Below are 18,984 nucleotides of genomic sequence, written 5' to 3'. Positions count from 1 at the left end.
GCCCTGATCTAGATCGCCGGGTTCGAGAAGTCCTTCACGAGCGTTCCGCCGTTGAACGTCACGCCGACCTCGCGGTAGTATGCGCCGATCTTCTCGCGCATCGGCAGGATCGACGCGAGCTCGTCCCAGGGGGAGTCGTGCAGCTCGAGCTCGAAGTCGCCGCGCCAGGTCGCGCCGATCTCGGCGTCGGTCGTGCTCATGGTGATGAGCTGGTCGAAGCTGTTGCCGGCGCCGGGCGTGATGGAGGGCATCCACCGCGAATGCAGCATGGGGTGCCCGTTCACGAAGCCGTTGCTCTCGCTCTCGGCCTCGAGGGTGACGACGAGCGAGGCGAGGCGGTGGTCGTACGCCGCGAGCGACGCGCCGATCCTCGCGCCGGGCGCGAGGCGGGGCGCGGCACGGCCGACGTTCATGACGCGCGTGACGGCCATCGAGCCGAGCTTCTTCGGGTAGCCCTGGAACCAGCCGCGCGCGATCGCGAAGTCCTTCGTGACCCATATGGCGACGCACCGCGTGTACGTGACGCCCTCGTGCTTCACGCGCACGACGGCGAAGGTCTCGAGGTACTGCGAGCGCTGCGGGTCGAGCAGCTCGGCGCCCGAGGCCGAGCACGACTGCCAGTCGGCCCAGATGAGCGCGACGGCGCCCGGATCCTCGTCGGCGAGCTCGAGTCCCTCGGGCAGGAGGGCGGCGACCCTCTCGGGGTCGGTGCGGTACTCGGCGGTCAGCAGCGTGCCCGAGTAGTACCAGGGCATGTCGGGCACGATCGCGCTCGCGCCGGAGGGGGTCTTCGGGGCCATGAAGCCGTTCAGGTCTGCCATGCGCTTCAGCGTACCCATTCGTTCGCAAACAAACGATAGGGAAAATCGCCGAGCGCCGCTGCTTGACGGAGGGAGGAGCGAGGGCCATTCTGTGAATCAGTCGTTTAGGCCCAAACGATCAGCCCTGCTCAATGAGGAGTTCTGGACATGACCCATTCCACCCCCACGGCCACGACCGAGCGCTCCTCGCTCCGAGCCGGCCGACTCGGCGTCATCGGCGTCGTCTTCTTCGTCGTCGCGGCATCCGCCCCCCTCGTGGGCATCACGGGCGCCGTCCCCGTCGCGATGCTCGTCGGCAACGGCGCGGGCACCCCGGGCGCCTACCTCGTCGTCGGCCTCACCCTGCTGCTGTTCAGCGTGGGCTACGCCGCGATGAGCAACCGCGTGACGAACTCCGGCGCCTTCTTCGCCTACGTGGGCAAGGGCCTCGGAGTGAACGCGGGCGTCGCCTCGGCGTTCGTGTCGATCCTCACCTACGTCACCATCCAGCTCGCCATCTACGGCTTCTTCGGCGGTCTCGTCGCCGGCACGATGGCCGAGCTCGGCCTCGACCTGCCCTGGTACCTCTGGTCGATCCTCGCCTGGGTGCTCGTCACCGGCCTGTCGCTCCTCACCGTCGACATCGGCGCGAAGGTGCTCGGCGTGCTGCTCGTCCTCGAGCTCCTGTCTCTGCTCGTCGCCGCGATCGCCATGCTCGCCGATGGCGGCCCCGAGGGCTGGAACATCGCGGCCTCCTTCAGCCCCGAGAACATCTTCGCCGGCGGGTTCGCCGGGGGCGCCGGCATCGCCCTCGCCTTCGCCCTCGCGAGCTTCATCGGCTTCGAGGCGACGGCGATCTACGGCGAGGAGTCGCGTGACCCGAAGCGCACCGTCCCCCTCGCGACCTACATCGCGATCTCGACCATCAGCATCCTCTTCGCCATCGTCTCGTTCGGCATGGTGACCGGCATGGGAGCGAGCGGCATCATCGACGAGGTCGTCACCCGCTCGGCCGACGCCGACGGCAACCCTCTCGTGAACCCCGCGGGAGTGCTGTTCAGCCTCACCGAGCAGTACGTCGGGGGCTGGCTCGTCACGATCATGACCGTGCTCGTGATCACGAGCCTCTTCGCCGGCCTCCTGGCCTTCCAGAACGCCGCGGCGCGCTACTTCTTCGCCCTCGGGCGCGGTGGCGTGCTGCCGCAGCGCGCCGCGACGACGAACCGCGCGGGCGCCCCGGTCGGCGGTGTCGTCATCACGTCGGCGCTCGCCCTCCTCGTGATGATCGTCTTCGCGATCGCGGGCCTCGACCCGGTCGCGAACCTCTTCTTCTGGATGAGCTCGATCACGGCGATGTCGGTCATCGTCGTCGAGATCCTGGTCTCGATCGCGATCATCGTCTACTTCCGCCGCGAGGGCGGCGGCTCGATGTGGAAGACCACGATCGCGCCCGCGCTCTCCGCCGTCCTGCTGGTGCTCGGCCTCTACCTGGTGATGTCGCGCTTCAACCTGCTCGCCGGCACCGTGCCCGATGGCGTCGACCCGACGCTGCCGGAGAGCGCCTTCCAGCTCAACGCGCTCGGCTGGTTCCTCGTGCTCCTGCCCTTCATCGCGCTAGTCATCGGCTACGTCGTCGCCGTCGTGAACAAGAAGGAGAACGAGCAGCTGGTGCGCGACTTCGCGTCGTAGCCGCCAGCATCTAGGCTCGGATGCTCCGCCCGCTCGGGTGGCGCGCGCTCCGGTTCGCGCCGCCCGGCCCCCGATCCCTCCCGGAGGTTCCCCGCATGGCCGACGACTTCGACCTCGACGTCGCACCCGAGCACGACATCGACGACTCGGCGGTCGACGCGCTCGGCTACGACGAGCTCGTGGGCCGCATCTCGCAGCTGCCGCCCGAGCTGCGGGCGCCGCTCGGCGGGATCCTGCTGGAGCGGCGCAGCTACTCCGACGTCTCGCAGGAGCTGGGCATCCGCCAGCCGGAGCTCGTGCGCGCCGTCCAGCGCGGCCGCGCCCTCATCGCGCGCCGCATCGCCGCCGACGAGTAGCCGGCGCGCGGCGCGCTAGTCGCGGGGCGTGGGCGGCGTCGGCGGAGTCGCCGCGCTGCCGTTCGAGCCGGGGCTCGCGGGCGAGCCGCCCGAGGCCCCCGATGCGGTCGACCCCGCCCATGCCGGGCTCGCGGACGACGGCCCCGCGGGCTGCGTCGCGATCCGAGCAGCCTCGGGCGCGCCGAGCTCGGCGAGGTCGTGCGCATCGGTGAGGGAGGCCGGGCGATCCTGCTCCATCGTGAGGGGGTTCGTCATGTCGCGGTGCACGCGGTCGAGGAGCGCGTGCAGCATTTCGACGGCGTCGTCGACGATCTCGGTGCTGCGGCTCGTCGTGCCGTGCAGCAGCCAGCGGGCGACCTCGAGCTCGGCGGCGAAGACGGCGCGTCGGGCGAGCTCGCGATCGTGGATGCCGCGAGCCTCGTGGTACGCCTCGAAGGCCGATTCGGGCACAGCGGCGTCGGCCGAGCCGAGCAGCCAGAACAGGTCGCGGGCGGGGTCGGCGATCTGCAGGCGCGACCAGCCGAGCACGCCCGTGACCGTCTCGCCGATCGAGAGGAAGGAACCCGCCGAGAGCCCCCCGTTGATGACGGTCGGCGTGAACTGCCAGAGCGACTGGTCCTCGCTCGCGAGCTCCCAGCGCCGCAGCAGCCCCGCGGGCACGAGCCCGGTCTCGCTCGCGCGGTCGAGCGTCGCGAGCGACTCGCGCATGACGTCGATCGCCCGCAGCTGGGGCAGCCCGACGTCGGCGACGACGCTCGTGGGCAGCGCGTGCACGGCCGCGATGGCGCGTCCGATCGAGGAGGCGAGCCCCGGCGTGATCGTCTCCAGGGCCACCGGGTCGCCGTCGACGAACTCGTGCACGATCGCGCGCGTGCCGCCGACGGGCGTCTGCCCGACGAGCCGCGGCACGGCGAAGGGAAGGCGCGAGCGCACGCCGTCGCTCAGCGCGCGCAGGGCGACGAGGTCGGCCGACTGCTCGGCCTCAGCCGGCTCGGTGCGGGGGACACGGATGACCAGGTGGCGCCCGTCGCGGCTCGCGAGCACGGCGGCGTCGACGTCGCGGCCGCGCGAGGAACCCAGGCGCGAGGCGTGCGTGACGTCCAGTCCCGGAACGGCCGCCGTGGCGAGCGCGGCTAGAGTGAGAGGGGATCTGGCCATGCCCCCAGGGTAGGCGGCGGGCACCCCCCGGCCGCCCTGCGCCACGCAGTTCCCACCCGGCAGTTGGAGGCATCCATGCAGTTCTCGCTCACCGCGTCGCTGCCGCTCTCGCGCTATCGCATCGACCGCGATGACGCCTCGCGGACGCGGCCGAGGCTGTTCGACGAGCTGTGGGCCGAGCCGACGACGCGCATCCTGGCGGTGTGGCGCGGCGAGGTCCTGCTCTCGGCGGGCGACGCGCCGGCCCTCGCCCTCCTCCCGGTGCAGGCGGCGCCGTCGGATGCCCTGCGCATCTACCTCGGGCGCTCGACCGACGACGCGCCCGACCTCCCGGCCGGCGCCGCCGTCGTCGCCGTCGTGCTCGACGACGACCGCGCGACCGGATTCGCCGCCGACATCGCCCGCTGGGGGAATCCCCGCTCGCTCGGCCACGCGCTCGGCGACCGCGACGCCGGTCTCGCCGTCGAGGCGCTCGGCATCGCGAACTGGCACGCGGTCCACGCCTTCTCCCCCCTCACCGGCAACCCGACCCAGCCCGGTCGCGGCGGCTGGGTGCGCGTGGACGTCGAGACGGGCCGCGAGCTCTTCCCGCGCACCGACGCGGCGATCATCGTCGCCGTGACCGACGTCGACGACCGCATCGTGCTCGGCTCGAACGCTCAGTGGGAGGCCAATCGGTTCTCGCTGCTCGCGGGCTTCGTCGAGCCGGGGGAGTCGCTCGAGGCCGCCGTGGTGCGCGAGGTGCGCGAGGAGTCGGGGCTCCGCGTCGTCGACCCCGTCTACGTCGGCTCCCAGCCGTGGCCGTTCCCCGCCTCGCTCATGCTCGGCTTCCGCGCGCGCCTCGACCCGTCGCTCGAGCACGAGCTGCGCCCCGACGGCACCGAGATCCTCGACCTGCGCTGGTTCAGCCGCGAGGAGCTCGCCGCGGCGCTCGACGACATCGCCCTGCCGGGGCGCACCTCGATCGCCCGCGCGATCATCGAGGACTGGTACGGGGGCCCGATCGACGCATGACCGGCCCCGACCCCGATCGTCTGCTCGCCCAGCTCGACGACCAGCAGCGCGTCGTCGCCGAGAGCCTGCTCGGCCCCGTGTGCGTGCTCGCCGGCGCCGGGACGGGCAAGACCCGCGCGATCACCCACCGCATCGCGTACGGCGTCGCGACGGGCGCCTACGACCCCTCGCGCGTGATGGCGCTCACCTTCACCGCGCGCGCGGCCGGCGAGCTCGTGGGCCGGCTGCGGGCGCTCGGTGCTGACGGCGTCTCGGCCCGCACCTTCCACTCCGCGGCCCTGCGGCAGCTCCACTACTTCTGGCCGACCGTCGTCGGGGGGTCGCCGCCGCGCGTGCTCGACGGCAAGGGGCCGCTCATCGGCCAGGCGGCGTCCTCGCTCAGGCTCGGTCTCGACACCGCGGCGCTCCGCGACGCCGCCGCCGAGATCGAGTGGCGCAAGGTCTCGCGCCTGTCGCTCGACGAGTACGCGCGCGCCGCCGAGAGTCGCACGATGCCCGCGCGCCTGCCCGTCTCCGCCATGGTCGACCTGCACCGCCAGTACGAGGCGATCAAGGATGAACGGCGCCAGATCGACTTCGAGGACGTCCTGCTCGCCACGGCCGGGATGCTCGAGGTCGAGCCGCGCGTCGCCGAGCAGGTGCGCGAGCAGTACCGCTTCTTCGTCGTGGACGAGTACCAGGACGTCTCGCCCCTTCAGCACGACCTCCTCTCGCTCTGGCTGGGCGGCCGGCGCGAGCTGTGCGTCGTCGGCGACGCCTCCCAGACGATCTACTCGTTCGCGGGCGCGTCGAGCGACTACCTCGTGCGCTTCGGCAGCGAGTTCCCCGACGCGCGCGTGGTGCGGCTGGAGGACAACTATCGATCGACCGAGCCGATCGTGACGCTCGCCAATCGGCTGATGCGCGGGCGTCCCGGCGCGCTCACGCTGCGCGCGGCGGCCCGCGAGGCCGGCGCCGCCTCACCCGCGCCGACGGTGTCGGCGCACCCGGACGACGCCTCGGAGTCGGCCGCGGTGGCCGAGTCGATCGCGCGGCGCGTCGCCGACGGCGCGAGCCCCGAGTCGATCGCCGTGCTGTTCCGCATCAACACGCAGTCGATTGCGCTCGAGGCCGCCCTGCGCCGCGCGGGCATCCCCGTGCAGACCCGCGCGAACAGCCGCTACTTCGACCAGCCCGAGGTGCGGCAGGCGATCATGCTGCTGCGCGGCGCCGCGATCTCGATCGGCGACGAGCCGCTGTTCAAGAGCGTGAGCGATGTCCTGCGCGGTCTCGGCTGGCGGCAGGACCCTCCCGAGGGCGGCGGCGCCGAGCGCTCGCGGTGGGAGAGCCTCACCGCCCTCCTCGGTCTCGCCGAGGAGTCGCCCGCGGGCACGACGCTCGCCGATTTCGTGCGCGAGCTGCAGCGCCGCGCCGAGCAGCAGCACGCGCCCGCGCGCTCGGCCGTGACCCTCTCCACCCTCCACGCCGCGAAGGGCCTGGAGTGGGATGCGGTCTACATCGTCGGCCTCAGCGAGGGCACCGTGCCGATCACGTTCGCGACGAGCCTCGAGGCCGTCGACGAGGAGCGTCGCCTGTTCTACGTCGGCATCACGCGCGCCCGGCGGGCGCTCGAGCTCTCGTGGGCCCAGCGCCCGAGCGCGAGCCGCGCCGAGCGGTCGCCGAGCCGCTTCCTCGACGAGGTGCGCGCCCCCGGCTCCCCGCCCGTCGGTGCGACCGGCGGCGTCAGCCGGCGAGGGGCTGCGCGGCGCTGAGGCCGAGATCGAGACCGCGGCAGCCGCAGCGCGCCGACGGCGCCCACGTCCGGCGGTGGCGGCGGCCGGTGACGGCGTCGATGCGCACGCTCGCGGCGTCCCGCTCGCGCAGCACTCGCAGCACCTCGATCGCGGCCTCGGTCGCGAGCATCGGCGCATCGGCGGCCGCCTCCTGGCCCCACAGCTGCGCCTCGATGGCGGGCCACGCGGGGTCGGCGGCGGTGCGCGCCTGATCGACGCAGGCCAGGCACGGCGTCGTGCCCGGCTCGACGCGCGGGCCGACGGTCGCGGACTGCTCGCCGATCACGACGGGCACGTGCACGATGTCGCGGCGCAGCCACGCGAGGTGCTCGGTCGGGTCGATGACGTGGTGGCTGACGAGCACGGCGGCGTCGATCGACTCGTCGAGGACCCCCGCGCCGTGCGCGGCGGCGATGACCGGATGCCCGGCATCGGCCACGATGCGCGCGATCCGCCCCGCGGCCGGCACCGCACCGATCACGGCCACGCGTCGCACGGCGGCGGCGACGGGCGGGGCGGTGAACGCGGGCTCGAGCGCGGTCAGCAGCTCGTCGACGCGGCTCGCGGCCACGCCGAGGGTCGAGGCGAGCATCCCGAGCCCGCTGCGCGTGACGCCCGTCGCAAGGGCGGCGATCAGCCGCGCGTCGCCGTCGTCCACGGGGTCGATGATCGCGACGACGGGGTCGACGCCGATCTGGATGCTGTGCGGCGTGCGCCACACGAGGGGGCGACGCGGATCGATGCGCAGAACCATGCGCACATGATGCGCGGCGGCTCCCCGCGGGGCCTCAGTTGTGCACAGGGCCCTCGTCGTCGCCCTCGGTCGGCTCCTCGCCCGGAGCGCCCTCGACGGGGCGGTCGCCCTCGCCCGCGAGCAGCTCACTGAGCGCCTGGTCGAAGGCATCGTCGTCGACGGGCCCGGCCTGGATCCCCGCGATGATGCGCGACGGGTCGTCGATGTCCTCCGCGGTCGGCAGCAGGTCGGGGTGGCCCCAGAGGTCGTCGCGGGCGGCGGCGCCGACGGCGTCCGTGATCGCGCGCCAGAACGCGGCCGCCTCGCGGAGGCGCCGCGGGCGCAGCTCGAGCCCGACGAGTGTCGCGAAGGCCGACTCGGCCGGCCCGCCCGCGGCCCGGCGCCGGCGCACGGTCTCGGCCGCCGCATCCGCCCGGGGCAGGCGCGCGGTCGCGTCGGCGGTGACGACGTCGACCCAGCCCTCGATGAGGGCGAGGGTCGTCTCGAGCCGCGCGAGCGCCGCGAGCTGCGACTCCGTCTTCGGCGGGATGAGCGCGCCGCTCGTGAGCGCCTCGCGCAGGCTCTCGGGGTTCGCGGGGTCGAAGTCGGCAGCGACGCTCTCGATGCTGGAGGCGTCGATGCTGATGCCGTGCGCGTAGTCGGTGATCGCGCTGATGAGGTGCGCGCGCAGCCAGCGCGCGTGCCGGAAGAGGCGGGCGTGGGCGAGCTCGCGCACCGACAGGTAGAGGTGCACCTGGTCGAGGGGGATGTCGAGGCCCTGCGCGAACGCCGCGACGTTCTGCGGCAGGAGCGCCGCCTGCACGTCGTGGTCGTCGCGGCCCGGGAGGAGCGGGATACCGATGTCGCCGCCCGAGACGACCTCGGCTGCGAGCTGGCCGACGACGTGCCCGAGCTGGAGGGTGAAGAGCGTGCCGCCGAGCGAGCGCATCATGCCCGTGGCGTCGCCCATCATGGCCTTGAGCTCCTCCGGCACCTGGGTGTCCAGGGCCTGCGTGAGGGCGTCGGCGATCGAGAGCGCGACGGGCTCGGCGAGCTGGCTCCAGACCGGGAGCGTCTGCCGCGCCCAGTCGGCGCGTGAGATCAGGGAGGGCTCGGCCGTCAGCTGCGTGATGCTCGTCGCCTCGTCGAGCCAGAGCGCGGCGACGTGGAGCGACTGACGCAGCGCTTCGAGCTCGGCGGCGGTGGGGGTGACGGCGCCGGTCGCGGCGATGCGGCCGGCCTCCTCGCGCGCGAGCTTCTCGTCGATGCCCTCCGTCTGCGCGTTCATCGCCCGCTGCAGCTGGCCCATGAGCCGCGCGACCATGGCGGGGTCGGCCGGCAGCCCCGCGGCTCCGGCGAGCCTCGCGGGGTCGATGTCGCCCTCTCCCGCCAGGAACTTGCGCATCATCTCGCGGAACTCGTCCTCGGCGCCGCCGAGGGAATCGTCAGCCATGCCGCCTACGCTAGTGCGGCGCCCGCGCTCTCCGGCCGGGTTTCGCCGTAGGCTGACGGCCGGATTTCGAGAGGAACAACCCGTGTCGCTCTTCACCGACGGGGCCGACGCCGAGCAGGACGACGCGCGATCGCGCGGCCGCCGCATCGGCTGGCTGCTGCTCGCCGTGACCGTCTTCGGCGTGCTCGGCATGGCCGTGCTGCCCTCGCCCTACGTCATCGAGCGGCCCGGCCCGGTCTTCGACACCCTCGGAACGGTCTCGGTCGACGGCGAGGAGGTTCCGCTCATCACGATCCCCAGCGAGCCCACCTACCCCACCGAGGGCTCGCTCAGCCTGCTGACCGTGAACGTGCTCGGCAACCCGGAGGCGCAGCCCTCGTGGTTCGAGGTCGCCGCCGCCTGGCTCGATCCCGAGCAGTCCGTCGTGCCGCTTGAATCCGTCTTCCCCCCGGGTCTCTCGACCGACGACCGCCGCGAGCAGAGCCGCATCGAGATGGAGAACTCCCAGCAGGAGGCCGTCGCCGCGGCCCTGCGCGCGATCGGCGAGCCCTACGAGAGCCGCCTGTACGTCGTCGAGGCGCAGGAGGGCGGCGCATCCGTCGGCGTCCTCGAGGCCGACGACGTCATCCTCTCGATCGAGGGCGAGCCGGTGCGGGATGTCACGGCGCTGCGCGCCGCGATCGCGGAGAACGGCACGGGGTCGCCGGTGCTGCTCGGCGTCGAGCGCGACGGCCGGGAGCTCACCGTCGAGGTGACCCCGCGCCTGAGCGAGGGCGAGAACCGCGTGCCCGTGATCGGCGTCCTCGTAGCGGGCGACTACGAGTTCCCGTTCGAGGTCGACATCGAGCTGTCGAACGTGGGCGGTCCGAGCGCCGGCATGATGTTCGCCCTCGGGATCATCGACAAGCTCACCCCCGGCTCGCTGGCGGGCGGGGCGGAGGTCGCCGGCACGGGCACGATCGCCGCCGACGGCACTGTCGGCCCGATCGGCGGCATCGTGCAGAAGATGTACGGAGCCGTCGACGCGGGCGCCGAGGTGTTCCTCGCGCCGGCCGGCAACTGCGACGAGGTCGTGGGGAGCATCCCCGAGGGCCTCGAGGTCTTCCGGGTCGCGACCCTCGACGAGGCGATCGGCGTCCTGCAGACGATCGCCGACGACGCTGATCGCGACGCCCTCGCCCGCTGCGGTTCGTAGCCCGACGCGCCGACCGGGAGCGGCGGAGGAGGGCCCCGCGCCCTGAGCGAACACCGCTCGAGCGCGGGGGTGCCGCCAAGGTTGCGCCCGATAGTCTGGCGGGGCTCGCCACCCGACTCCTGGGAGACCCTCCGTGACGTCCACCGCACCGCCGCCCGCCACCCGAAGCCGGGCGACTCTCGCGATCTCGGCCGGCATCCTCGCCGTCATCGTCGTGCTCTTCTTCGTCTTCGCGAACTTCTACACCGACGTGCTGTGGTTCGACCAGCTCGGCTACCTTCCGGTGCTGACGACGCAGTGGTTCGCCACAGCGGGGATGTTCGCGGTCGGCTTCCTCGGCATGTTCCTGCCGGTGTTCGCGAGCCTCCAGATCGCGTACCGATCGCGCCCCGTCTACGCCAAGCTCTCCAGCCAGCTCGATCGCTACCAGGAGGTCGTCGAACCGCTGCGCCGGGTCGCGATGCTGGGCATCCCGGCGGTCCTGGGGCTCTTCGCGGGCGTCGCGGCGGCGAGCCGCTGGCCGATGGTCCTGCAGTGGATCAACCGCACGCCCTTCGGCGACGTCGACCCGCAGTTCGGCCTCGACATCTCCTTCTACGTCTACGAGCTCCCGTTCTGGCGCGGCGTCGTCGCCTTCGCCTCGGGAGCCGTGCTGCTCTCCGCCATCGCCGCGGTCGCGACGAGCTACCTCTACGGCGCGATCCGATTCACGGGGCGCGAGGTCCGCATCTCCCGCACCGCGCGCATCCAGCTCGCCGCGACGGCGGCGGTCTACATCGCCCTGCAGGCGGTCTCGATCTGGCTCGATCAGTACGCGGCCCTCGTCCAGCCGAGCGACGGCTTCCTCGCTGCGGGCGCCGGCTACACCGAGGTCTTCGCGACCATCCCGGGCCGGCAGATCCTCGCCGGGATCGCCGCGCTCATCGCCATCCTCTTCATCGTCACGGCGATCATCGGCCGCTGGCGCCTGTCGATCGTCGGCACCGCGCTGCTCATCGTGTCGGGCCTGCTGGTCGGCAGCGTCTACCCGTGGATCGTCCAGCGCTTCCAGGTCGAACCGAGCGCTCGCTCGCTCGAGGCGCCGTACATCGAGCGCAACATCGAGGCGACGCGCGACGCCTACGGCATCTCCGGCATCGAGGAGGTGCCCTACGCGGCGACCACGAGCGCCGAGGAGGGCGCGCTGCGGGAGGACGCGGAGACGACCGCGAACATCCGCATCATCGACCCCGCGCTCGTGACCGACGCGTTCGCGCAGCTCGAGCAGTTCCGCCCCTACTACGGGTTCCCGACGTATCTCGACGTCGACCGCTACGAGGTCGACGGCCAGACGCAGGACACCGTCATCTCCGTCCGTGAGCTCACCCCGAACGAGCAGACGGAGGAGAGCTGGTACAACTCCCGCATCGTGTTCACGCACGGCTACGGCGTCGTCGCGGCCTACGGCAACCAGCGCGCCGACGACGGCCAGCCGCTCTTCCTCGAGTCGGGCATCCCCGCCAGCGGCCCCCTCTCGGAGTCGGTCGGCGAGTACGAGCCGCGCATCTACTTCGGCGAGACCTCGCCCGAGTACTCGATCGTCGGCGCTCCCGAGGGCGCTCCGGCGCTCGAGCTCGACTACCCGTCGGAGGGCGGCGAGGAGGACGACACCTCCGGCAACCGCACATACACCTTCACGGGCGAGGGCGGGCCCGCGCTCGACAACGCCTTCAAGAAGCTGCTGTACGCGATCAAGTTCCAGTCCGAGCAGATCTTCCTCTCCGACGCCGTCAACGACGACTCGCAGATCCTCTACGACCGCAACCCGCTCGACCGCGTGCAGAAGGTCGCCCCGTACCTGACGCTCGACAGCGACCCGTACCCGGCGATCGTCGACGGGCGCATCCAGTGGATCGTCGACGGCTACACGACCTCGGCGAGCTACCCGTACTCGACCTCGGTGCCGCTCTCGGCCGCGATCGCCGACACGTACACGCCCACGCCGACCTTCCCGATCGACGACATCAACTACATCCGCAACTCGGTGAAGGCCACGGTCGACGCCTACGACGGCTCGGTGACGCTCTACGCGTGGGACACGGAGGACCCGATCCTGCAGACGTGGCAGAAGATCTTCCCGTCGACTCTCGAGCCGATCAGCGAGATGAGCGACGAGCTCCTCGACCACGTCCGCTACCCCGCCGATCTGTTCAAGGTGCAGCGCGACATCCTCGGCGAGTACCACGTGACCGACGCGGGCTCGTTCTTCTCGCGCGACGACGAGTGGGTCACGCCCAATGATCCCGGCTCGCCCGCGACGAACCCGACGCTCCAGCCGCCGTACTACCTGACGATGCAGGTGCCCGGCACCGAGAGTCCCGCGTTCACGCTGTACTCCACGTTCATCCCCGCCTCGTCGGGCGGCAACAGCCGCAACGTGCTCTACGGCTACCTCGCGGCGAACGCCGATGCGGGCGACGACTACGGCAAGCTCACGCTGCTGACCCTGCCCCGGCAGACGACGGTGCCCGGCCCCGGCCAGGTGCAGAACCAGTTCGACTCCGACGCGAACGTCGGCCAGCAGCTCAACCTGCTGCGCCAGGGCGAGACCGAGGTCATCAGCGGGAACCTGCTGACTCTCCCCGTCGGCGGCGGTCTGCTCTACGTCCAGCCGGTCTACGTGCAGTCGACCGGAGGCACGAGCTACCCGCTCCTGCGCAAGGTCCTCGTCGCGTTCGGCAACGAGATCGCCTTCGAGGACACGCTCGATCAGGCCCTCGACAGCCTCTTCGGCGGCGAGTCGGGCGCGGAGGCCGGCGACGGCGACGTCGACCCGGTCGACCCGCTGCCGCCGACCGACCCCGAGGCGCCGACCGACCCCGAGCAGCCGACCGACCCCGAGGCGCCGGCCGAGCCGGACCTCGACTTCGAGGCGGCGCTGCAGGAGGCCCGAGCGGCGCTCCTGGAGCGCGAGGCGGCTTACGCGGCGAACGACCTCGTGGCGGCCGCCGAGGCGGATGAGCGGCTGCAGACGGCCCTTGAGCGGCTCTTCGCGTTGAGCGAGCAGCAGCCCTAGGGGTCGTCCGGAGTGGGAGCCGACGTCGAGCCCGAGTGGGTCGCCCTCAACCGCGCGCACTGGGATGAGAAGGTCCCCGTGCACCTCGGCAGCGAGTTCTACGACCTCGCGCCCCTGAGGCGCGGCGAGGGGCGGCTCTACTCCATCGAGGAGGCGGAGCTGCCCCGCATCGCGCCCGACGGCTGGGCGGGTCTGCGAGTGCTCCACCTGCAGTGCCACTTCGGCGCCGACTCGCTCGTGCTCGCGCAGCGCGGCGCCGAGGTCGTCGGCATCGACTTCTCGATGCCCGCCATCCGCGCCGCGCGCGAGCTCGCGACCGAGCTCGGCCTCGACGAGCGCACGCGATTCGTCTGCGCCGACCTGTACGACGCCCGCCACCGCCTGCCCGACCCGGAGGGCTTCGACGTCGTCTACACGACGTGGGGCACGATCGGCTGGCTGCCCGACACCGCCGAGTGGGCGCGCATCGTCGCCTGGTTCCTGAAGCCCGGCGGGCGGCTGTACTTCGCCGACGGGCATCCGACCGCCTTCGTCTTCGACGACGCGGCCGGAAGCGTCCCGATCGACGGCGCGCCGTTCCCGCTGCCCGCCTACGGCTACTTCCACGAGGAGGGGCTCTCGCTCGACGAGGGCGGCGACTACGCCGACCCCGACGCGACGCTCGCGAACTCCCGCACCGTCGAATGGTTGCACCCCCTCGGCCGCACGGTCACCGACCTCATCGAGGCGGGTCTCGCCATCGACTTCCTGCACGAGCATGACGCCGTCCCGTGGAGGATCTTCTCGGTGTGCGAGCGCGACGAGAGCGGGATGTGGCGCATGCCGGGCGAGTCGATGATCCCGCTGGGGATGAGCCTCGGCGCGACGCGTCGGGCCGACTGACGACGGCCCAAGGGCGGGGGCGCGCCCGGTCCGTTCGCAATGCGAACATCCGCTCTGTCCTCCAAACGGAGGACACTCGGTCGGAGGCCCGCGCGGGCCTAGCCTGAGCGCAACCCGACCCGGGAGGTGCTCATGTCCACAGATCTCGCCGACGCCATGGCGGTGTCGCTGCGGCCCGTCCTCCGCGCGTGGGAGGCGTGGGCCTCCGACGTCCGCGACTCCACTCCGCGCCCCATCGACGGCCCGCGCGCGGTCGCCGACGGCCCCTCGCCCGACCGCGTCCTGCTCGTCGGCGCGGGCGCCGCCGTGGGCTGGGGCGTCGCCTCCCACGAGCTCGCCCTGCCGGGCTCGGTCGCTCGCGCGCTCCGCGCGGGAACGGGGCGCGGCGCCGTCGTCGACGTCCTCGCCGACCACCGCTGGGGCCTCGCCGACATCGCGCGCGAGCTCCGACCGGCCTCGCCCGGCCGCTACGACGTCGTCGTCGTGGTCCTCGGGGGAGCGGACGTGCTCTCCGGCCAGACCTCCCGTGCCTGGCGCGACGCGATCCACGAGCTGCTCGAGGGCTGGCGGGCGACGGCGGGCTGGGCGACGCGCCTGGTCGTGCTCGAGATCCCCGAGATGGGCGAGATCGCCGGGCTCCACGGCGCCGTGCTCGGCTGGGCCGAGCGCCGGGCGGTCGAGCTCAACGAGATCCTGCGCTCCCGCATCGCGACCGAGTCCGGCATCGACGTCGTCCGCCTCCCGGCATCGCCCGCGCACGGGGTCGCTCCCGACCCCGCCGTCGCGCGCGGCGACTACGCCCTGACCGGGACCCTCCTCGCGGCGTCCCTCATGGACGAGCTCGACCGCGTCGTCGGCGTGCCCGTCGCCCGCCGTCGATCGCTCGACGCGGCCGATGCCGCGCGCAACGACCTCCTCGTGCTCGCGCTCTCGCAGCACCGCGCCCGCCTCGAGTGGATCGTCACGGTCGCCGCCGCGGCGTTCCGGGCTCCCTCCGCTCTCGTGACGGTGCTCGGGCCCGACCGCCAGTGGCACGTCGCGCGCACCGGTCACGCGACCGACAGCGTGCCCATCCAGGACTCCTTCTGCCTCTACGCCGTCGAGCTGGACGAGCCGCTCATCGTGCTCGACGCTCAGCGTGACGCGCGTTTCGCCGACAACCCGCTCGTCACCGAGCCCGACGGCATCCGCTTCTACGCCGGCGCCGCGATCGAGGGCGCCGACGGCCGCCCGGTCGGAGCGGTCTGCGTGATCGATCGCGAGCCGCGCACGGGGGTGACCGCGGCCGAGCGCGGCCTGCTGATGAGCCTCGCCCGCCGCGCCCAGGAGGTCGTGTGGGCGGCGGAGGCCGAGTTCGCCCGCGCCTCCTGAGCCGTCCGGAGCGCGCCGGCATCGGTGCGGCGCGGCCCCGATTCGACGGATGCTCCAGCCCCTGGTATCGTTGGCTCTCGTGCCGCGGGGTGGAGCAGTTCGGTAGCTCGCTGGGCTCATAACCCAGAGGTCGTAGGTTCAAATCCTGCCCCCGCAACAAGAAGAAGGCCCGGAATCCTGGATTCCGGGCCTTCTGCGTTCTCCGGGCCTTCTGCAATCCTGGCCCTCTGCATTCCCGCCGCATGTGCGCTATGCGAACATCCGGCGCGCCGCCCTCGCTCGCGCATCCGGTAGATACCGCCAGAGTGGTCGCGGGAGATCGGGTCCGACCCGACCGCACAGCCCCCTCGCGCTCCCGACGGGCCGGTGCCCACCTCGTTCGCCCCCCGAGCGCGTGAGCACCGGCCCCTGCCGGGGCGACGCTCGCACCCTGTCAGCCGCGCGGCGGCTGGGCGCCCGGCCACTGCACGGCCTCGGCGCCGGCTGCGACGCCGCTCTCGACGGCCTCCTCCAGCGAGCGTCCGCGGGCGAGCTCGGCCGCGACGGCTCCGACGAACGCGTCCCCCGCGCCCGTCGTGTCGAGCACGTCGACCCGCGGAGCCGGCCGGTGGCCCGAGACGGTCCGGTCGGCGGGGCCGGCACCGTGCTCGAGCGCCGCGCCGTCGTCGGACGCGCGCCGCGCGAAGACCGCGCCCTCGCCGCCGAGCGTGATGACGACGCTCCGGCAGCGCTCGAGCAGGGCGACCGCGGCAGCCGCCGCGGAGGCGGGGCCGTCGACGGACGTCGCGGCGAGATCGGAGGCCTCGGACTCGTTGACGACCAGGGGGTCGCAGAGGGCGAGGAGGGCATCCGGCACGGGAGCGCTCGGGGACAGATTCAGCACGACGCGACCGCCCGCCGCGTCGACGGCGGCGGCGGCCGCCGCGACGACGTCGATCGGCACCTCCAGCTGCGCCAGCATCACGGTGCCCGGGGCCGCGAGCGCGCGCAGGCGCTCGACGGTCGGCTCGACGGCGAGCCGGCCGTTGGCTCCGGGGGCCACGACGATCGAGTTCTCGCCGTCGCGGGCGAGGGTGATGAGCGCGACCCCCGTGGGGGCGCCTGGCACGGTCTCGACGTGGGCGACGTCGACCCCGCCGGCGGCCAGCGCCTCGAGCAGGGTGCGACCGCCCGCATCGTCGCCGACGGCTCCGAGGAACACGGGCGGGGCGCCGAGCCGCGCGGCCGCGAGCGACTGATTGGCGCCCTTCCCGCCGGTGCCCGTCGCCACGTCGCCGCCCATGACGGTCTCGCCGGGCCGCGGGTGCCTCTCGACGGCGACCGTGTAGTCGGTGTTGGCGGAGCCGAGGACGACGAGGGAGGCGCTCATGGCCTCCAGCCTGGCAGAGGGCGCGGCTCTAGGCTGAGCGCATGACCGACCACGCCGCCCCCGCCGGGCCCGGGGCCGCGCGCACGGGCGTCGCCGTGGCGCAGTTCTCGCCGGGCGCCGATCGCGACGAGAACCTCGCGAGCATCCGAGGCCTGGCCGCGCTGGCCGTCGAGCGCGGGGCGGGCCTCGTCGTCGCGCCCGAGTACAGCTCGTACTTCGCCCCCGAGCTCGGCCCCGACTGGGTGGCCGCGGCCGAGCCGCTCGACGGCCCTTTCGTCACCGGTCTGGGAGCGATCGCTCGCGACCTCGGCATCGTCCTCGTCGCCGGACTCGTCGAGACCGGCACGCGGCCCGACCGGTTCCGCAACACGATCGTCGCCGTGGGTGCCGACGGTGCGGTCGTCGCGATCTCGCGCAAGCTCCATCTCTACGACGCGTTCGGAGCCCGCGAGTCCGACTGGGCGGAGGCCGGCGACATCGAGCCGCCGCAGCTGCTCGCCTTCGCGGGACTTCGGGTGGGCATCCAGACCTGCTACGACGTGCGGTTCCCCGAGGTCACGCGCCGCCTCGTCGACGCGGGCGCCGACCTCGTGCTCATCCCCGCCGAGTGGGTGCGCGGCCCGCAGAAGGAGCACCACTGGCGCACCCTCGTCACCGCGCGCGCCCTCGAGAACACGATCTACGTCGCCGCCGCCGACCACGCCCCGCCCATCGGCGTCGGCTGCAGCCTCATCGTCGACCCCATGGGAGTTGCGATCGCCTCCCTCGGCGAGCAGACGGATGCCGCGGTCGCCTTCCCGACGCGCGCCCGCCTCGACGAGGTGCGGGCCGCGAACCCCGCCCTCGGCCTGCGGCGCTTCGGGGTCGCGCCCCGCTGACGCGCGCTCGGGCCCGGCGGCGGTTGCCGCCCACCCGTGACCCGGCTCAGCGGCGGTAGGCGCTCAGCCGGCGCACGGCCTCCTCGATGGCCTCATCGCGGCGGCAGAACGCGAAGCGCAGCGAGCTGCGGATCGCGGGGTCGGTCGTGCCCGGCGCGAAGGCGGCGAGCGGTATCGAGGCGACGCCGGCATCCCTCACCAGCTCGCGCGCGAACGCCGCGCCGTCCTCGACGCCCAGGGGCGCCGCGTCGGCGACGACGAAGTACGAGCCGCGGCTCGGCGACACCGCGAAGCCCGCCTCGCGCAGCCCCGCGCTCAGCAGGTCGCGGCGGCGCTGGAGCGTCAGGCTCGCCTCGGCGAAGTAGGAGTCGGGCAGCCGGAGCCCGACGGCCACGGCGGGCTGGAAGGGCGCGCCGTTGACGTAGGTGAGGAACTGCTTGACGGCGACCACCGCGTCGATGAGGGCGGCGGGGCCCGTGATCCAGCCGATCTTCCACCCCGTGACGCGGAAGGTCTTGGCGGCGCTCGAGATCGACAGTGCGCGGCCGACGGCGCTCGGCACGGTCGCGATCGGCGTGAACGGGGCGTCGTCGAACACGAGGTGCTCGTACACCTCGTCGCTCACGACGATCGCGCCGTGGGTGGCCGCGCGAGCGGCGATGCGCTCGAGCAGCTCGGGCGAGATGACCGCGCCGGTCGGGTTGTGCGGGTTGTTGAGCAGCACCGCGCTCGTGCCCGGGCCGATGGCCGCGTCGATGTCCGCCGGGTCGGGCTGGAAGTCGGGGCCGCGCAGCGGGATCACCGTGTGCCGCGCGCCGATGAGGCCGATGATCGCGGCGTAGCTGTCGTAGAAGGGGGAGAGGGTCACCACCTCGCCGCCCGGAGGGACGAGCGCGAGGAGCGCGGCGGCGATGGCCTCCGTCGCGCCGGCCGTGACGAGCACCTCGGTCTCGGGAGCGGGAGCGGGGCTGCCGAAGCGCGCGCGGTGCTCGCTGATCGCCGCGCGGAGTTCGGGTGCTCCGCGGCCCGGCGGGTACTGGTTCACGCCGGAGCGGATCGCCGCGATGGCGGCCTCGAGCACCTCCGCGGGGCCGTCCTCGTCGGGGAAGCCCTGGCCGAGGTTGACGGCCTCGTACCGAGCGGCGAGCGCCGACATCTCGGCGAAGATCGTGGGCCGCGTCGTGCCGTCCGCGTCGAGGAGGCCAGCGGCCGCGAGAGATCGTCGCCAGGGCTCCGTCGCGCTCATGCGCCCACCCTAG

The 18,984-nt window shown here is 73.1% G+C and carries 15 protein-coding genes and 1 tRNA gene; 10 read left to right on the top strand and 6 right to left on the bottom strand.

Going from position 1 to position 18,984, the window contains the following annotated elements; genetic code table 11:
- Window positions 1-8: 8 nt before the first annotated feature.
- Window positions 9-821 carry an acetoacetate decarboxylase family protein gene (locus ASG83_RS01490; RefSeq protein ID WP_055856282.1) on the bottom strand — a complete coding sequence of 271 codons (813 nt, stop codon included), beginning with the start codon at window positions 819-821 and terminating at the stop codon, window positions 9-11.
- Window positions 822-968: 147 nt separating this feature from the next.
- Between ASG83_RS01490 and ASG83_RS01485 the strand changes: the two genes are divergently transcribed.
- Complete coding sequence (locus tag ASG83_RS01485; RefSeq protein ID WP_055856280.1) at window positions 969-2,489, top strand: APC family permease; 1,521 nt, start codon at window positions 969-971, stop codon at window positions 2,487-2,489.
- Window positions 2,490-2,584: 95 nt separating this feature from the next.
- On the top strand, window positions 2,585-2,845 hold the full coding sequence (locus ASG83_RS01480) for a hypothetical protein (protein WP_156710906.1): 261 nt from the start codon (window positions 2,585-2,587) through the stop codon (window positions 2,843-2,845).
- A gap of 15 nt (window positions 2,846-2,860) precedes the next feature.
- Here the strand turns inward: ASG83_RS01480 and ASG83_RS01475 are convergent, their stop codons facing one another.
- Complete coding sequence (locus ASG83_RS01475) at window positions 2,861-4,003, bottom strand: phosphotransferase (RefSeq protein WP_055856274.1); 1,143 nt, start codon at window positions 4,001-4,003, stop codon at window positions 2,861-2,863.
- Between the two features lie 75 nt (window positions 4,004-4,078).
- Here ASG83_RS01475 and nudC point away from each other — a divergent pair, with 75 nt between their 5' ends.
- Window positions 4,079-5,017: an NAD(+) diphosphatase gene (gene nudC, locus ASG83_RS01470; protein ID WP_055856269.1), complete on the top strand. Its 939-nt coding sequence runs from the start codon at window positions 4,079-4,081 to the stop codon at window positions 5,015-5,017.
- Window positions 5,014-6,768 carry an ATP-dependent helicase gene (locus ASG83_RS01465; protein WP_055856266.1) on the top strand — a complete coding sequence of 585 codons (1,755 nt, stop codon included), beginning with the start codon at window positions 5,014-5,016 and terminating at the stop codon, window positions 6,766-6,768. The genes nudC and ASG83_RS01465 overlap by 4 nt, the downstream gene beginning before the upstream one ends.
- On the opposite strand, the gene ASG83_RS01460 is transcribed toward ASG83_RS01465, so the two are convergent.
- Window positions 6,740-7,543 carry a hypothetical protein gene (locus ASG83_RS01460; protein WP_055856263.1) on the bottom strand — a complete coding sequence of 268 codons (804 nt, stop codon included), beginning with the start codon at window positions 7,541-7,543 and terminating at the stop codon, window positions 6,740-6,742. The genes ASG83_RS01465 and ASG83_RS01460 overlap by 29 nt on opposite strands.
- Window positions 7,544-7,577: 34 nt before the next feature.
- A complete protein-coding gene (locus ASG83_RS01455; protein ID WP_055856260.1) occupies window positions 7,578-8,975 on the bottom strand; it encodes a zinc-dependent metalloprotease in 1,398 nt (465 codons plus the stop codon).
- An 82-nt stretch (window positions 8,976-9,057) separates the two neighbouring features.
- Here ASG83_RS01455 and ASG83_RS01450 point away from each other — a divergent pair, with 82 nt between their 5' ends.
- The 5 genes from ASG83_RS01450 (at window position 9,058) to ASG83_RS01430 (ending at window position 15,635) form a co-directional block, all read left to right on the top strand.
- Entirely contained in the window at window positions 9,058-10,170 is a 1,113-nt protein-coding gene (locus tag ASG83_RS01450) for a PDZ domain-containing protein (RefSeq protein WP_055856255.1), read from the top strand.
- A gap of 133 nt (window positions 10,171-10,303) precedes the next feature.
- Window positions 10,304-13,225: a UPF0182 family protein gene (locus ASG83_RS01445; RefSeq protein ID WP_200932274.1), complete on the top strand. Its 2,922-nt coding sequence runs from the start codon at window positions 10,304-10,306 to the stop codon at window positions 13,223-13,225.
- A gap of 12 nt (window positions 13,226-13,237) precedes the next feature.
- Window positions 13,238-14,107, top strand: coding sequence for a bifunctional 2-polyprenyl-6-hydroxyphenol methylase/3-demethylubiquinol 3-O-methyltransferase UbiG (locus ASG83_RS01440; protein ID WP_055856252.1), 870 nt, complete (start codon window positions 13,238-13,240; stop codon window positions 14,105-14,107).
- A 132-nt stretch (window positions 14,108-14,239) separates the two neighbouring features.
- Window positions 14,240-15,478: a GAF domain-containing protein gene (locus ASG83_RS01435; protein WP_156376745.1), complete on the top strand. Its 1,239-nt coding sequence runs from the start codon at window positions 14,240-14,242 to the stop codon at window positions 15,476-15,478.
- Between the two features lie 83 nt (window positions 15,479-15,561).
- Window positions 15,562-15,635: transfer RNA gene (locus ASG83_RS01430), tRNA-Met, on the top strand.
- A gap of 276 nt (window positions 15,636-15,911) precedes the next feature.
- Here ASG83_RS01430 and ASG83_RS01425 read toward each other — a convergent pair.
- Window positions 15,912-16,847 (bottom strand): ribokinase, encoded by a 936-nt coding sequence (locus tag ASG83_RS01425; RefSeq protein WP_055856245.1) that lies wholly within the window; start codon window positions 16,845-16,847, stop codon window positions 15,912-15,914.
- Between the two features lie 41 nt (window positions 16,848-16,888).
- On the opposite strand from ASG83_RS01425, the gene ASG83_RS01420 reads away from it, so the two are divergent.
- Window positions 16,889-17,725: a carbon-nitrogen hydrolase family protein gene (locus ASG83_RS01420; protein ID WP_055856242.1), complete on the top strand. Its 837-nt coding sequence runs from the start codon at window positions 16,889-16,891 to the stop codon at window positions 17,723-17,725.
- 46 nt (window positions 17,726-17,771) lie between these two features.
- Here the strand turns inward: ASG83_RS01420 and ASG83_RS01415 are convergent, their stop codons facing one another.
- Entirely contained in the window at window positions 17,772-18,971 is a 1,200-nt protein-coding gene (locus ASG83_RS01415; protein WP_055856240.1) for an aminotransferase class I/II-fold pyridoxal phosphate-dependent enzyme, read from the bottom strand.
- Between the last annotated feature and the right edge of the window lie 13 nt (window positions 18,972-18,984).

Origin of the sequence: Yonghaparkia sp. Soil809, assembly GCF_001429705.1 — a bacterium.
Taxonomy (GTDB): Bacteria; Actinomycetota; Actinomycetes; order Actinomycetales; family Microbacteriaceae; genus Microcella.
Note: the sequence above shows the minus strand (reverse complement) of the source record. Positions and strands in the feature narration are given on the sequence as shown.